Annotated in this window: 12 protein-coding genes; 2 read left to right on the top strand and 10 right to left on the bottom strand. The window is 72.0% G+C overall.

Annotated elements, in window-relative coordinates; translation table 11 throughout:
- Positions 1 to 75 precede the first annotated feature (75 nt).
- Genes ABZ749_RS00740 through ABZ749_RS00695 form a run of 10 tightly spaced genes read right to left on the bottom strand, consistent with a single transcriptional unit; the run spans position 76 to position 10,236 of the window.
- A complete protein-coding gene (locus ABZ749_RS00740; protein WP_357221238.1) occupies positions 76 to 1,068 on the bottom strand; it encodes an LLM class flavin-dependent oxidoreductase in 993 nt (330 codons plus the stop codon).
- Entirely contained in the window at positions 1,065 to 1,391 is a 327-nt protein-coding gene (locus ABZ749_RS00735) for a TIGR04076 family protein (protein ID WP_357205994.1), read from the bottom strand. Before ABZ749_RS00735 ends, ABZ749_RS00740 begins: the two co-directional genes overlap by 4 nt.
- On the bottom strand, positions 1,388 to 1,759 hold the full coding sequence (locus ABZ749_RS00730; protein ID WP_357221235.1) for a nuclear transport factor 2 family protein: 372 nt from the start codon (positions 1,757 to 1,759) through the stop codon (positions 1,388 to 1,390). Before ABZ749_RS00730 ends, ABZ749_RS00735 begins: the two co-directional genes overlap by 4 nt.
- Before the next feature lie 39 nt (positions 1,760 to 1,798).
- Positions 1,799 to 3,442 carry a DUF885 domain-containing protein gene (locus ABZ749_RS00725; protein WP_357221232.1) on the bottom strand — a complete coding sequence of 548 codons (1,644 nt, stop codon included), beginning with the start codon at positions 3,440 to 3,442 and terminating at the stop codon, positions 1,799 to 1,801.
- A complete protein-coding gene (locus ABZ749_RS00720; protein ID WP_357221229.1) occupies positions 3,439 to 4,677 on the bottom strand; it encodes an amidohydrolase family protein in 1,239 nt (412 codons plus the stop codon). The genes ABZ749_RS00725 and ABZ749_RS00720 overlap by 4 nt, the downstream gene beginning before the upstream one ends.
- A gap of 9 nt (positions 4,678 to 4,686) precedes the next feature.
- Positions 4,687 to 5,664, bottom strand: coding sequence for an ABC transporter ATP-binding protein (locus ABZ749_RS00715; protein ID WP_357221226.1), 978 nt, complete (start codon positions 5,662 to 5,664; stop codon positions 4,687 to 4,689).
- Positions 5,661 to 6,638, bottom strand: a complete 978-nt coding sequence (locus ABZ749_RS00710; protein WP_357221223.1) for an ABC transporter ATP-binding protein — start codon at positions 6,636 to 6,638, stop codon at positions 5,661 to 5,663. Before ABZ749_RS00710 ends, ABZ749_RS00715 begins: the two co-directional genes overlap by 4 nt.
- 1 nt (position 6,639) lies before the next feature.
- Positions 6,640 to 7,539, bottom strand: coding sequence for an ABC transporter permease (locus tag ABZ749_RS00705; protein WP_357221220.1), 900 nt, complete (start codon positions 7,537 to 7,539; stop codon positions 6,640 to 6,642).
- A complete protein-coding gene (locus tag ABZ749_RS00700) occupies positions 7,536 to 8,621 on the bottom strand; it encodes an ABC transporter permease (RefSeq protein ID WP_196926229.1) in 1,086 nt (361 codons plus the stop codon). Before ABZ749_RS00700 ends, ABZ749_RS00705 begins: the two co-directional genes overlap by 4 nt.
- Positions 8,622 to 8,631: 10 nt before the next feature.
- On the bottom strand, positions 8,632 to 10,236 hold the full coding sequence (locus ABZ749_RS00695) for an ABC transporter substrate-binding protein (RefSeq protein WP_357221217.1): 1,605 nt from the start codon (positions 10,234 to 10,236) through the stop codon (positions 8,632 to 8,634).
- A gap of 290 nt (positions 10,237 to 10,526) precedes the next feature.
- On the opposite strand from ABZ749_RS00695, the gene ABZ749_RS00690 reads away from it, so the two are divergent.
- Together ABZ749_RS00690 and ABZ749_RS00685 are read left to right on the top strand one after the other, a co-directional pair.
- On the top strand, positions 10,527 to 11,063 hold the full coding sequence (locus ABZ749_RS00690) for a helix-turn-helix domain-containing protein (RefSeq protein WP_357208222.1): 537 nt from the start codon (positions 10,527 to 10,529) through the stop codon (positions 11,061 to 11,063).
- A gap of 124 nt (positions 11,064 to 11,187) precedes the next feature.
- Positions 11,188 to 13,071, top strand: coding sequence for a Xaa-Pro dipeptidyl-peptidase (locus tag ABZ749_RS00685; RefSeq protein ID WP_357221214.1), 1,884 nt, complete (start codon positions 11,188 to 11,190; stop codon positions 13,069 to 13,071).
- Positions 13,072 to 13,698 lie beyond the last annotated feature (627 nt).

The following is a 13,698-nucleotide window of genomic DNA, read 5'->3' as shown; positions in this document are numbered from 1 at the left end:
GTGCCTCTTCGGGCAACTTCCCGCAAGATCATATGCAGGTCAACGATCTTCGGGGAGCCCTCGACGAGGAGGTTTTCACGCTCTTAACAGTGGGAGCACCCGCCGGCCGAGCAGGTCGATGCCGCCGTGCGGCGTCAACCCGTGCGGGGTGCCGAACTCCACCCGACCCGCCCCGGCGTCGAACACCGCCGCCGCCTGCCCCGCGACGTGCTCGGGCGTGCCGGAGAAAGCGAACAGATCGAGCAGGTCGTCGCCGATCAGCGCGCCGGCGAGGTCGTCCTCCCGACGGCCGACGTGCTGCTGGATCCGGGCCAGCAGCTCCGGGTCCACCTCGATCGTCGGGTCGAGGGCGGCGACCACCGCCAGGTACATGGCCACCTCCCGGCGGGCAACCCGCCGTGCCAGCGCACCGTCCTCGTCGACGACGGTGACCGCGCCGAGCACGACACCCGTGCCGTCCCGGTCCGCGACCGCCGCGTCATCCAGCCAGGCGCGCATCATCCGGGCCATCGCCGGGTTGGCCGACCCGCCGACCTTGACCTCGCCGGCGAACCCGGCCGCCGCCCGCGCGGTCTGCCGCCCCCAGGTGCCGACGAGGACCGGTACGTCGGCACGGGCCGGCGTGTACCGCAGCGACGTGCCCGCCGCGACGGTGAACTCCCCACCCTGGAAACCGCTGTCGTCGCCGGCGAGCAGCAGCCGCACGACGGCGACCGTCTCGACGATGCGCCGGATCGGACGGACCTGCGGCACACCGATCTCGTTGAGCCAGGTGCCCCGGGCCAGGCCCAGGTAGGCCCGACCCCGCGAGGCCAGGTCCAGCGCGGCCACCTGACCGGCGACCTCGACCGGGTGCATGGTGAACGGGTTGAGGCACGCCGCGCCCAGGCGGATCCGCCGGGTGTGCCGGGCCGCCACCAGCAACGGGAAGATCGGCGGTTGGTACATCAGATCACCGAAGACCGACAGCACGTCGAAGCCGTGCCGCTCGGTCAACTCGGCAAGCTCCGCGTACTCGTCGGCGGACTTGTCGGACTGAAGGCCGATGCCGACCAGCCCAGCGCTCACGTCAGCTCCTCGGTGGGGATGCGCTGAAGGCCGGTCCGTTCGATGCGCATGATGAGCCGCTCGTCCGGGTCCGGACAGGCGACGTGGCTGTCCCGGGCCATCCAGTCGCCCTCGGCCAGCGCCCGCTGCTTCGCCGGCAGCAACGGCAGACACGCCGCCAGGGCGTAGAGGCAGAAGTGCCCCCCGGCCGGGATGGTCACCCGATTCGACTCCGTCACGTCGAAATGGTCGCCCGGCTTGAGGCCGCACACCGAGCGGCCCTCGATCCGCTCCACCACGACCCGCAGGTCGTACAGGTCGGTGGTGGGTTCCTCGGCGCTCATCGGACGGCCTCCGCGTGGTGGTGCACGATGCGCCAGCAGCCGTCCTCGCGGCGCAGGACGTCGGTGACCCGGAAACACTCGTCCGGCCGGCTGTCGGCGAAGCGGGCCCGCAGCACGTACCGGACCAGACCGGTGTCGCCCCAGGCGTCGGCACGCAGGTGTTCCGGCGCGACCGAGACCGGCGCCGACCCCGTCGCCCGGGTCGCCCGCCGGTCCCGCAGGTCGTCCAGCGCGGGCAGGCCGGACAGCAGGCCGTCGGCGTCGGACTCCCAGAACGTCAGGTCGGGATGCAGGTGCGCGTCGAAGGCCGGCCGGTCGCCGAGGGACCGGTACAGGTCGGTGATGGTGGTGGTGAGCTCATCGCTCATCGGCTGTCACTTCCGATCGGGTACGGCGCTGCGGGGGGGTCAGGGCAGGTCGGCCAGGCGGGCGCGGAGCGGGTCCAGTCCCATGGGTCCGAGCGCCAACGCGGTGTGGTGGAAGCGTTTCCGGTCGAAGGCCGTACCCTCGCGCCGCTCGGCGTCCCGGCGGGCCTGCTGCCACAGCCGCGCGCCGACCTTGAAGGCCAGGGCCTGCGCCGGCCAGCCGAGATACCTGTCGACCTCGAAGCGCGCGGTCTCGGCGTCCAGACCGACGACACGGGTGAGGACGTCCACCGCGAGAGAAGGCGTCCAACGGCGTTCCTCGGTGAACCCGTTGCCGGCCGGGATCGGCAGCCCGAGGTGCAGACCCAGGTCGATGACCACGCGGGCGGCCCGCCACAGCTGACCGTCGAGCATGCCGAGCCGCTCGGCCGGGTCGGCGTACAGGCCGATCTCGTCGGCGAGACGCTCGGCGTAGTGCGCCCACCCCTCGGCGTACCCGTGCACCTGGCAGAGGGTGCGCTGCCACGGGTGCAGGGCGCCGGTGGTGAGGGTGACGGCGTGCTGGAGGTGGTGGCCGGGCAGCCCCTCGTGGCAGAGCGTCCCGACGTGCCGCCACACCGGCACCGTCGACTCGCCGGTGGGCACCGACCACCAGATCGCGCCGGGACGCGTCAACGCCGGATCGGGGGGCGTGTAGTACATGACCCCGGAGGTGGCGGGGCTGATCCGGCACACCACCCGGCGGGTGGCGGACGGGATGTCGAAGTGGGTGCCGTCGAGCGCGTCGGTCAGCTGCTCGGTGCGCTGGCGCAACCACTCCTCCAGGGCAGGCCCGGCCGCCACCCGACCGGACGGGTCGGCGTCCAGGGCCGCCCGCGCGGCAGCCACCCGCGAATGGCCCAGCTCACCCGCGACGGTCCGCAGCTCGGCGGCGGTGCCTGCCAACTCCGCCCAGCCGTACTCGTACACCTCGTCGAGGTCGACAGTCGCGCCGAGGAAACTGCGGGCGGTGACCCGGTACAGGTCGCCGCCCACACCGTCCACCTCGGACGCGGCGGGTGCCAGCTCGGCACGGAGGAACGCGGCGAAACCGGCGGTGGCGGCGGTCGCCAGCCGCGCGCCCCGGTGCAGCCGAGCGGCGACCGGGCCGTCGGGGCAGCCGTCGACCAACCGCCCGTAGAAGTCGGCGGTGGCCCAGGAGGCGCACTGGTCGGCGACCACGAGCACCTGGCGGCGGGCGACCAGTTGCCCCTGCCGCGCCGACCGGCGCAGCGTCGCGGCGTACCGGTCGAGGGCGTCGGGCACCTGGTGCAGGTGGTCGGCGACCACCGCCCAGTCGTCCTCGGTGTGCCGGGGCAGATTGTCGAAGAGCTGCCGGAGCAGGTGCACCGGCGTGGCCAGTGGGGCGAGCAGTCGGGTGGTGAAGCCCGCGTCGTACAGGTCGACCTCACTGGCCAGCCGGTCCAGCAGAGCGTCGGCCAGGGACCGCTCACCGGGGTCGTGCGTGGTCGCCGCGGCGGCGGCCGTCGCGGTACGTCGGGCCAGCTCGGCGCGGGCGTCGAACCCCTCCGGGGAGAGATCCGGGACATGCGACCCGGGGGTACGCCCCACCGCCTCGGCCGCCTGCGGGTCCAGCTCGGCGAGCGCGTCGAGGTACCCGTCGGCGACCTGGGTGATGCTGCTCATCGCGGCACGCCGAACCGGCCGTTGTCGTCGCGGTACGCCACCCCGCCCTTCATCACCGCGTGCAGGGTGCGCAACGCGGAGACCGAGCGGGTCGGGTCGTCGCGCAGCACCAGCAGGTCGGCGTGCCTGCCCGCCTCGACGGTGCCGAGGGTGTCGGCACGACCCAGCCACTGCGCGGGGCGGGTGGTGGCGGCCTTGAGCGCGTCCGCGACCGGCATCCCCGCGTCCACCATGAACTCCAGTTCACGGACGGTCGCGGTGGTCTCGTCGTAGCCGGCGTGCGGGGGCATGTCGCTGCCCAGCGCGATCGGCACACCGTTGCGGATGGCGTGCTGGAGGCTCTCCCAGTGTCGTGGGCCGGCCGCGAGGGCACGGTCCATCAGCCAGCCGGGCACCCCCGAGTCGCGGAAGAACTGCTCGCAGCGGCTCACCACGATCGTCGGCACGTACCAGACACCCCGCTCGGCCATCAGCCGGGTGACGTCGTCGGTCAGCTCGTACCCGTGCTCGACGCAGTCGAGGCCCAGCTCGACGGCGCGGCGGACCGAGTCTGCCGGGCCGGCGTGCGCGGTGACCTTGCGCCCCCAGTCGTGTGCGACGCGGATGACCGCGGCCATCTCGTCGTCGAGCAGCTGCGGGGTGTCGATCGCCTCGTGCTGCCCGGCGATCCCGCCGGAGATGCAGACCTTGATCAGATCGGCGCCGGCGCGGAGCTGTTCGCGGGTGGCCCGCCGGAACCCGTCCGCGCCGTCGGCCTCCAGGGCGTCGGCGTCCCAGCCGTGCCCGCCCGTGCAGCAGAGCGCGTGCCCCGCGGTGAAGATGCGCGGGCCGTCGACCGCGCCGGCCTCGATCCCCCTGCGCAGGGCGAAGTCGGCGTACCGGCTCTCCCCGACCAGGCGGGCGGTGGTGACACCGGAGTGCAGGGTGCGCCGGGCCGAGTCGGCCATCAGCAGCACCAGCTCGGCCAGGTTCGCGCCGTGCACCGTGTCGGCGAGGTGGCCGGGCAACCCCAGCGAGAGGTGGACGTGCATGTTGGTCAGACCCGGCATGACGTGCTCGCCGCCCAGGTCGATCACCCGGGCCGCGCCGGCCTCGGCGAGGACGTCGTCGACCTGACCGACGGCACGGATCACGCCGTCGGCGTCGATCCAGATGCCGCGATCCGGTTGGAGGGCGTCCTGGACACCGTCGTAGAGGGCGAGGTTGACCAGGACCTGTTCGGTGGGCATGCGCATGGGGCGTCCTCAGAGTGAGCGCGCGACGGTCGGGGCCGTGGCAGGGTCGGTGAGCCAGCAGGCGACGCTGCGGCCGCCCAGGTCGACGGTGGGCGGCTGCTCGCCGCAGGGAGCGAACGCGTGCGGGCAGCGTGGCCGGAAACGGCACCCGGTGGGCGCGTTGGCCGGGTCGGGCACCTCCCCGGCGAGGATGGCGGGCAGGCGCGGGGTGGGCCCGATCTGCGGCACCGCGTCGATCAACGCCCGGGTGTACGGGTGTCGGGGCTCGCGCCACAGCTCACGGGTGGGTGCGGCCTCGACGATCCGGCCCAGGTACATCACGGCGGTCACGTCGGCGATCTCGTGCACCAGTGCCAGGTCGTGGGAGATGAAGAGCATGCCCATGTCGAGGTCGCGGACCAGCCCGACGAGCAGGTTGACCACCTGCGCCTGGGACGAGGCGTCCAGCGCGGTGACCGGCTCGTCCGCGATGATCATGCGAGGTTCCGGGGCGAGCGCGCGGGCGATCGCCAGGCGCTGCCGTTGACCGCCGGAGAACTGGTGCGGATACCGCTGGGCGGCACTGGTCGGCATGGCCACCCGTTCGAGCAGCTCGTGCACCCGGGCTCGGCGGGCCGACCCGGTGACCGTGGCCGGCACGCCGTCGAGGAGTTGAGAGCCGATGGTGCGCCGGGGGTTCAGCGAGGCGTACGGGTTCTGGAAGACCATCTGCAGGCCGACCTCGGCACCGGAGCGGGGCCGCCAGCCGAGCGGGGTGACCGGTCGGCCGGCGTACTCGACGGTGCCGGCGCTCGGCGCGCTGAGCCCGACCGCGACGCGGGCGAGTGTGGACTTTCCGCACCCGGACTCGCCGACCAGGCCGACGATCTGGCCGGGCGACACCTCCAGGCTGACCCCGGCGACGGCACGCACACGGCCCCGCCCTCGGGAGCGGTACTCGACCTCCACGTCGGTGAAGGACAGTCGCGCGGGCCCTGTGGTGTTCACGCGGCCACCTCCAGGTGCGGACGGACCACGCAGGCCACCGACCGGTCGACTCCGGCGGGGGTGAGCGGAGGCGGGACCTCACCGCAGGACGGTTCGGCGTACCCGCAGCGGGGTTGGTACGGGCACCCCGGCGGCGCCTCGCCGGGTGCCGGCGGGGCACCCGGGATGGGCCGCAACGTCCCGCCGTTCTGGGTGCCGTGCGGTCGGGCGCCGAGCAGCGCGGCAGTGTACGGGTGGGTGGGGGCGGTGAGCAGGCTGCCCGTCGGGCCGGTCTCGACGACCCGCCCGGCGTAGAAGATGTAGCCACGGGTGGTGAGGGCGCTGAGCACCCCGAGGTCGTGGGTGATGAACGCGACGGCCAGCCCGGTCTCGGCGCGCAGGCGTTCCAGCAGGGCGAGGATGCCGGCCTGCACCGTGACGTCGAGGGCGGTCGTCGGTTCGTCGGCGATCAGCAGTCGGGGCCGGGCGGCCAGCGCGATGGCGATGGCCACCCGCTGACGCATGCCGCCGGAGAACTGGTGCGGGTACGCGCGCAGCGCCCGCTCCGGGTCCGGGATGCGGACCTGGTCGAGCAGCTCCACCGCGCGGCGACCGGCAGCTCGACGGTCCATTCGCAGGTGCACCCGCATGTGCTCGGTGAGCTGCCGGCCGACCGTGAGCATCGGGTGCAGGGCCGCGCTCGGGTCCTGGAACACCATGGCGATGCCCGCGCCACGGACCCGCTGCCAGCCCCGGGCGTCCAGGCCGAGCAGTTCGGTTCCGGCGTACCGGGCCGAGCCGGTGACCGCCGCCCCCGGGGGCAGCAGCCCGAGCAGGGTCTGCGCGGTGAGGCTCTTGCCGCAGCCGCTCTCCCCCGCGATGCCCACCAGCTCACCCTCGTCGACGGTCAACGACACGTCGTGCAGGATCGGCAGCGGGCCACGCGGTGAGGGCAGGGTGACGGCCAGGGAGTCGACGTCGAGCAGCGGTGCCACCTCAGCGTCCCTTCGTGTAGCGGGGGTCCAGCCGGTCGCGCAGCGCGTCGCCGAGCACGTTGAAGGCCATCACCACGGTGAGGATGGCGAGGCCGGGGAACACGCTGACCCACCACATCGACAGGTCCTGCGCGCCGAGGGCCACCATCGAGCCCCACTCGGCGGCCGGCGGGCGCGGGCCCAGACCGAGGAACGACAGGGCGGCGAGCAGCAGCACCGCGTTGCCCAGCTCCAGGGTGGCCAGCACGATCGCCGGGCCGATGCTGTTGGGCAGCACGTCGCGGCGCAACGCCCGGATCGGCCCGACACCGAGCAGGCGGGCGGCGTTGAGATAGTCGTCGCCGCGCATGCTCAACACGGCGCTGCGAATGACCCGGGCGTAGACCGGCCAGGAGACGATCACCAGGGCCAGCACGGCGTTGCGGGTGTTCGGGCCGAACGCCGCCGTCACCGCCATGGCCAGGATGATCTGCGGGAACGCGAACACCAGGTCGGTCAGGCGCATCAGCGCCTCGTCGACGAACCGACCGACGTATCCGGCGACCAGCCCGAGCAGCCCGCCGACCAGCAGGGCCAGCGAGACGATGGCCAGGGCCAGCGGGATGGACAGTCGGGCGCCGTGGATGACCCGGCTGAGGATGTCGCGGCCGAGCGAGTCGGTGCCGAACCAGTGCGCCCCGGACGGCGACGCGTACGTGTCGGGGCTCTGCGCCAGCGGGTCGTACGGTGCGAGGACGTCGGCGAGCAACGCCAGCAGCAACCATCCGCCGAGGATGGTCAACGCCGCCACGGTGATCGGTTGACGCCAGACCGGTCGGCTGGTCGAGCCGCCGCGCAGTCGGCCGAGCCAGCGGCGTCGGCCCAGGGCCCGCTCCGCCTTCGGGTCTGCAAGTGTCGTCATGACAACCGGATCCTCGGATCGATGAGCCCGTACAGCAGGTCGACGGTCAGGTTGACAAGCGTGTAGACCAGCGCCACGAAGAGGCTGACGCCGAGGATCGCGGGCAGGTCCAGCGCCGTGGCGCTGCGGTACGCGTACTGGCCGACGCCGGGCCAGCCGAAGATGCTCTCGACAAGCACCGTCCCGGAGAGCAGCGAGGCGAACGCGAGGCCGGAGACGGTGACCACCGGGACGAGGCCGGCGCGCAGCAGATGCCGGCGCAGCACCACCCGGGTCGGCAGGCCCTTGGCGTACGCGGCCCGGATGTAGTCCTGCTGGAGCACCTCCAGCATCGCCGAGCGGACGAAGCGGACCAGCATCGCCACCGTCAGCGAGGTCAGCACGAGCACCGGCAGGGACAGGTGCTGGGCGGCGTCCCAGGCGACGTCCCACTGCCCGGCGAGCGCCCCGTCGACCGTGTACATGCCGGTGACCGTGGGAGGTGGGCTGAAGTCGGTGGACAGTCGCCCGCCGCTGGGGGCCAGGCCGAGTTGGTAGAAGAAGACGTACAGCACGACCAGGGACAGCCAGAACGGCGGGGTGGAGAGCCCGAGCAGGGCGCCGACCCGAACGAGCTGGTCGGTGAGCCGGCCGTTGCGGACCGCCGCGAGCATGCCGACCCCGGTGCCGATGAGCAGCGCCAGCACCATGCTCGGGAGGGCCAGCTCCAGGGTCGCCGGCACGTAGTGCAGCAGGTCGTCCAGGACGGCCCGCCCGGTCTGCTGGGAGTGGCCCAGGTCGCCGTGCAGCAGGTTGCCCAGGTAGTGCAGGTACTGGGCCCAGAGCGGCTGGTCCAGACCCCACTTCTCGCGGAAGGCGGCCACCGCGGCGGGGTCGTTGAGGGCCTGGTCGGAGAGGTTGGCGGTGACCGGGTCACCGGGGACCACGTTGACCAGACCGAACGTCACCACGGTGACGCCGAGCAGCAGGCCGGCGGTGACCGCCACCCGCTTGGCCAGGAAGGTCAGCAGCGGGTGGGCACCCCGGGGCCGGGACGCGGTCGTGGCGACCGCGCCCGGCTCACCGTCGTGGACTGTCGTCATGTCGTCGGGACTACTTGCGCCCGACCGCGGCGACGTCCACCTGCCAACCGGCGGCGGTGTAGTCCGCCCCGGTCAGATCCGTGGTCGCCACGACGGTGGAGGAGTTGCTGGCCAGTACGAGGTACGGCGAGGACGCGTTCATCAGCCGCTGCCACTCCTGCATGGCGGTGGCCCGGCCGGCCAGGTCGAGGGTCTCGGTGACCTTCCTGCCGGCGGCCACCACGGCCGGGTCGGCCCGCTCGACCGTCCAGCCGGAGCGCAGCGCGGTCGCCTGACCCGGTGCCATGTTGTTGATCAGTGAGTCGGCGACCGGGTAGTTCAGGCTCTGCGGGGTGAACCCGAGCGGAGACTTCCCGCCGCGCATCTCGTCGAGGAACGTGGTCAGCGGCTGCGGGTTCAGCTCCAGCTTGATGCCGGCCTCGGCGGCGTCGCCCTGCACCTTGGTGGCCACCGTGCCGAGGTCCACGCCCTTGTAGGTGATGGCCGGGTAGGTGAACTTGACCGTCGGATTCGTCAGGCCGGCCTCGGTGAGCAGGGCCTTGGCCTTGGCCACGTCCCGCTTGGACTCCTCGCCGGCCGGCAGCGCGCCCGGGAAGGCGGGCGCGACCAGCCCGGCGCCGGGGGCGGCGCCCTTGCCGTACAGGGCGGCGATCCCCTGGTAGTCGATGGCGGCGCGCAGGGCCTGGTTGAACTTCGGGTTCGAGGTGACCGCCGAGACGGCCGGGTCGGCGTTGAGGAAGAGGAAGTAGACGGTGTCCTGCACGCCGGAGGTCTGCAGGCTGCCCGGCAGGCCGTCGAGGAGCTTGCCGGAGATATCCAGTGATATCTCGGCGGCCTCGGCGCGTTGCATGGTCAGCTTCTGGGTCTGCACATCCATGTTGCGCAGCACCACCCGGGAGAACTGCGGCTTCGTGCCCCAGTACTTCGGGTTGGCCTCCAGCACCACCTGCGACGAGGGGTCGTAGGACTTCAGCACGTAGGGGCCGCTGCCGACGGAGTTGGTGTCCAGGTACTGCTGCGCGGTGTCGCCCTGGGCGGCGTCGGCGCCGTCGCGGGCGCCGTGCTCCTTGGCGACCTTGGCGTTGAGCACCGCTGTCGACGGCATCGACAGCACCACCGGGATGTTCGGGTCGGGGGTGGCCGAGGCGACAACGACCGTGCTGTCGTCGGTCTTGGTCACGGTCAGACCGCTGACGGTGACCGCGGGGCTGGCCTTGATGTTCTTCAGCCGATTCAGCGAGAAGACGACGTCGTCGGCGGTGAGCGGGCTGCCGTCGGCGAACGTCACACCCTGCCGCAGCTTGAAGGTGAACGTTGTGGCGTCCGGCGACGCCTGGTACGACTCGGCCAGCGCGGGGACCGGCTTACTCACATCCGAACCCTTGAAGGTGAGCAGGGTGTCGTAGAGGGCGTGCACGGCGGTCAGACCGGTTGCCTCGTAGACCCGGCCGGGGTCGAGGGTCTTGAGCACGAACGAGGTGTTCACGGTGAGGGTCTTGGCCGTGCCGTTCGCGTTTCCACCACTGCCGCCGGCGCTACAGGCGCTGACGGAGAGGACGGCCAGCGTCGCCAGAGCGGACGCTCCGGCGAGGAGCCGGCGGGGAGACACCGACATGCTGTTCCTACCTTCGTATCGCGCGGCCCGCCGTGCGGATCCGCGGGGCGTCGACGCCCGGCGGGCGACACCGTGCATCGGCCGGGCCGATGGGATGACGGCGTCGCGGGCTTCTCGGGGGCGTCGTCTCGGGGTTGGATGTAGGCCGGACTGGGACGTCGTCCGGTTCGTCTTGACGCGGCCTTGTCTAGTGGTGTCGAACGTTGCCGCCTGTTGTTCAGCGATACTAAACAGGGCCGTATAGTCCGGTCAATCAAGATTCAGCCACACTGTATTTGGAACGAGGACACATGCTCGGTGACCGACTCCGCGACCTGCGTCAGCAGCACTCCCTCACGCTGCGTCAGCTCGCCACAGCCGCCGACGTGTCCCCCGCCCTGCTCAGCCAGATCGAGAACGGCGCGACCGACCCCAGCCTCTCCACCCTGCGCAAGCTCGCCCAGGTCTTCGACACCTCGATCGCCGAACTGTTCTCCGAGCCCGAGGCGCCACCGGTGCACGTCAGCCGCGTCGGCGCCCGGACCAGGCTGGCCGCGCCACCCGGCCAGATCACCTACGAACGACTCACCCCCGGCCGCGGCGACCTGGAAGTGCTCCAGGCCCACCTCGCACCCGGCGACGCCAGCTCCGCCGAGCCGTGGGCGCACCCGTCGACCGAATGCGCGATCGTCATCAGCGGCGCTGTCGTCGCCGAGATCGGCGGTGAGTCGTACACCCTCACCGCGGGCGAGTCGGTCACCTTCGACTCGCGCCTCGCCCACCTCTACCGCAACGCCAGCGACCAGCGCGCCCACCTGATCATCGCGGTGACGCCACCGACTCCCTGACCGACCACGGTGGACGGCCGACGGGATCGACGGGACGCCGCGGCGGACCTAGCATGACCACGAATGGATCTTCGAGATTGGCCCCTGCCGACCCGGCAACCAGCCCAACCGAAGGGAGACGCGCATGCGTCGACCCCGTCATCTGGCACTCCTGAGCCTCGGCGTGTCCGGCGCTCTGGTTCTCAGCGCAGCCCCACCCGCGGCTGCGGCTCCGCCCACGCCCACCACGCCCACCGGCATCGTGGTCAGCGACGGCATGACCCAACCGGTGTTCTCGCTCGCCGACGCGATCGAGGAGCGGGTGTTCGTCCAGACCCCGGTGGACACCGACCACGACGGTCGGCCCGACCGGGTGGCGATCGACATCTCCCGGCCGCGGGAGACCGCCACGCAGGGCTTCAAGGTGCCTGTCATCTTCGAGCACAGCCCGTACCGCAAGGGCACCTGGGGTGACGTGCCGTACCCGAGCGTGCTGGTCGACGACCTGCCGCAGAACGGCCTGACCGACCGCAACGGGCGTCGCGCCCTCGACGCAGGCGTACAACGGGCCCAGGCGAAGGCCAACCTGCCCGGCTCGCTGGACGACTACTACGTGCCCCGCGGGTACGCGGTGGTGCTCGGCCAGAGCGTCGGCACCGGCGACTCCGACGGCTGCCCGACCAGCGGGGACCAGGCCGAGACGCTCGGCACCAAGGCGGTCATCGACTGGCTCAACGGCCGGGCCAAGGGGTACGACGCCAACGGCGCCCCGGTCACCGCCGGCTGGACCACCGGCGCGGTCGGCATGACCGGTGTCTCCTACAACGGGACACTGCCCAACCAGGTGGCCACCACCGGCGTCAAGGGACTCAAGACCATCGTGCCGGTCTCCGCGATCAGCAGCTGGTACGACTACTACCGGGCCAACGGCCTGGTGGTCGCGCCCGGAACGTTCCAGGGCGAGGACCTCGACATCCTGGCCCAGTACACCGCCGGGCAGGCGCGCGCCGAAGGGCCCTGCGCCGACGAGCTCGCGGACATCACCGCCAAGCAGGACCGGATCACCGGCGACTACTCGAAGTTCTGGCAGGATCGCGACTACCTCGACGCCCGCGACGTCAAGGCCAGCGTCTTCGTCGTGCACGGCCTCAACGACTGGAACGTGAAGACCGAGCACTTCGCCGGCTGGTGGGACCAGCTCGCCAAGCGCTACGTCCCCCGCAAGATCTGGCTGCACCAGGGCGGCCACGGTGGTCCGGGCAGCAGCGCGTCGGTGACCCTGCCCAGCGGCCAGACGTGGACGTACAAGCAGACCGAGAACCGCTGGTTCGACTTCTGGCTGTGGAACGTGCGCAACGGCATCATGGACGAGCCGACGGCGGTGCTCCAGCGCGAGGACCGCGCCTACACCACGTACGCCAACTGGCCGGACCCGGCCGCGCGGGAGGTCGGCCTGCGGTTCGCCGCCACCGACGCCACCGCGCCCGGCGCGCTCACCACCGGCAAGCCGCCGAAGGCCAAAATCGAGCAGAGTTTCGTCGACGAGGGCCGGACCATCCACCCGGACACTTTGGTGTCCAACCCGGACACCGCGAGCGCCAACCGCCTCGCCTACCGCTCCCCCGAGCTGACGCAGAGCGTGCGCATCTCGGGGCGTCCCGAGATGCGGCTGCGGATGGCGATCGACAACAAGCCGGACGCGAACCTCACCGCGTACCTGGTCGACTACGGCCCGGCCGGGTCGACCGCAGCCCCGACAGTGGTGACGCGAGGCTGGATGGACCCGCAGAACCGCAAGAGCGCGGCCCGGACGTCGCCGGTGCGGCAGGGCAAGCTGTACGACTACCGGTGGACCATGGAGCCGAAGGACTACATCTTCCCGGCGGGACACCGGATCGGCGTGGTCGTCTTCTCCAGCGACCAGGAGTACACCCTCCTACCGTTGGGCGGCACCGAACTGCGGGTCGCGCCGAACGACAGCGAACTGCGACTGCCGGTTGTCGGCGGGCGGAGCGTCCTCGGCTTCTGATTTCATCTTCGCGCTTCCGGGTGGGGCAGTCCGACACGTTCGGGCTGCCCCAGCCGCACGTCCGAACCACCCCGCCCGTGCCGCCCCGCGCGTGCTGTCCCGCCCGTGCTGTCCCGCCCGTGCTGTCCGCGCCCGTACTGTCCCTGCCCCGGGCGAGGCGGTGCACGCAGGCATGATCCACTCGGATTCTGTGAAGTCGGGGCATCCTGGGCAGCGGGACACCGCGACTTCCGTGAACCCGAGTGGATCATGTTGGCTTGGCCGTCGTGTCGGATTCGGTGGGCCGGCGAGGTGGGTGGTTTGTCGGGTTCGGTATAGCGTGTCGGGTGGTCGGGGCCACCCCGGCGGCGGAATCGCGGGCCGGGCCGGGTCGTTATACCTGGCAGACCACCGCAACAGCCCAGGTCACCGCGGGTCGGCCGCCGGGAACACCCGGCAGGCCGCCACGGTTACATCCCCCGCACGGCCGAGCACCACAACGGCCCGGGGCCGCCGCCGGGAACACCCGCAATGCCGCCCCGGTTACATCCCCCGCACGGCCGAGCACCACAACGGCCGGGCCGCCGCCGGGAACACCCGGCAGGCCGCCCCGGTTACATCCCCGGAACGGCCGAGCACCACAACGGC

Source organism: Micromonospora sp. NPDC047753, assembly GCF_040642735.1.
In the GTDB taxonomy this organism is placed as follows: Bacteria; Actinomycetota; Actinomycetes; order Mycobacteriales; family Micromonosporaceae; genus Micromonospora.
The sequence above is the reverse complement of the archived record's forward strand: the minus strand, read 5'-3'. Positions and strand labels throughout refer to the sequence as shown.

Excerpts from the sequence above, each read along its gene's own strand:
- ABZ749_RS00735 (WP_357205994.1), bottom strand. The coding sequence starts at position 1,391 with ATGAGCGCCGAGGAACCCACCACCGACCTGTACGACCTGCGGGTCGTG.
- ABZ749_RS00730 (WP_357221235.1), bottom strand. The coding sequence starts at position 1,759 with ATGAGCGATGAGCTCACCACCACCATCACCGACCTGTACCGGTCCCTC.
- ABZ749_RS00725 (WP_357221232.1), bottom strand. The coding sequence starts at position 3,442 with ATGAGCAGCATCACCCAGGTCGCCGACGGGTACCTCGACGCGCTCGCC.
- ABZ749_RS00720 (WP_357221229.1), bottom strand. The coding sequence starts at position 4,677 with ATGCGCATGCCCACCGAACAGGTCCTGGTCAACCTCGCCCTCTACGAC.
- ABZ749_RS00705 (WP_357221220.1), bottom strand. The coding sequence starts at position 7,539 with ATGACGACACTTGCAGACCCGAAGGCGGAGCGGGCCCTGGGCCGACGC.
- ABZ749_RS00700 (WP_196926229.1), bottom strand. The coding sequence starts at position 8,621 with ATGACGACAGTCCACGACGGTGAGCCGGGCGCGGTCGCCACGACCGCG.
- ABZ749_RS00695 (WP_357221217.1), bottom strand. The coding sequence starts at position 10,236 with ATGTCGGTGTCTCCCCGCCGGCTCCTCGCCGGAGCGTCCGCTCTGGCG.
- ABZ749_RS00690 (WP_357208222.1), top strand. The coding sequence starts at position 10,527 with ATGCTCGGTGACCGACTCCGCGACCTGCGTCAGCAGCACTCCCTCACG.
- ABZ749_RS00685 (WP_357221214.1), top strand. The coding sequence starts at position 11,188 with ATGCGTCGACCCCGTCATCTGGCACTCCTGAGCCTCGGCGTGTCCGGC.